This is a genomic window from Parageobacillus caldoxylosilyticus NBRC 107762 (assembly GCF_000632715.1).
Taxonomy (GTDB): domain Bacteria; phylum Bacillota; class Bacilli; order Bacillales; family Anoxybacillaceae; genus Saccharococcus; species Saccharococcus caldoxylosilyticus.
The window spans coordinates 1-543 of record NZ_BAWO01000119.1 but is presented as its reverse complement, the minus strand read 5'-3'; the positions used below and the strand labels follow the sequence as shown (position 1 = coordinate 543).

General features: G+C 51.4%; 1 protein-coding gene. It reads right to left on the bottom strand.

Going from position 1 to position 543, the window contains the following annotated elements:
* On the bottom strand, nt 1–543 hold a 543-nt coding region (locus tag GCA01S_RS18890; RefSeq protein ID WP_042412564.1), incomplete at both ends, for a transposase.

The window sequence follows — 543 nt, the reverse complement described above, 5'->3', positions numbered from 1 at the left end:
CCTTCTTCCGTGGACAGCCGTTTACGGATCTCTTGCCGTTGTTGTTGATTTTTCAAGGAAACGCGGATGGTTTTCGTGTCTTTGCCTTTGGCGCATGTCGCCTGAAACGGACATCCGGCACAAGCCGTACAACGATACGTCCGTTTGACGGTAACGTACCCGTTGTCGGTCGTTTCCTTCCGTTCATACACAAACACCAACCGTTCCCCTTTAGCGCAAATCCACTCATCCAGCTCCTCATCATACGTCATGTTCTCGATTCGGCCGATCTCCTTCGCCCACGCTTTCGTTTGTTCCCGATCTAACGTGTTGTACTTGATCAGGGCGACTATCTTCTTTTTCTCACAGTACGTGTAGTTCTCCTCACTCCCATAGGCGGAATCCGCAATGGCTTGTTTAGGCATTGGACGCCCATAGGCGGCCAATTGCTCCAAATGCGGAATGAAACATCCGGCATCCCCTGCCCGTTGATGCACGCTAAATCCAGTGATGAATTGGTTCTCTGTCCCAATCTGCACATTGTACCCCGGTTTGAGCTGGCCA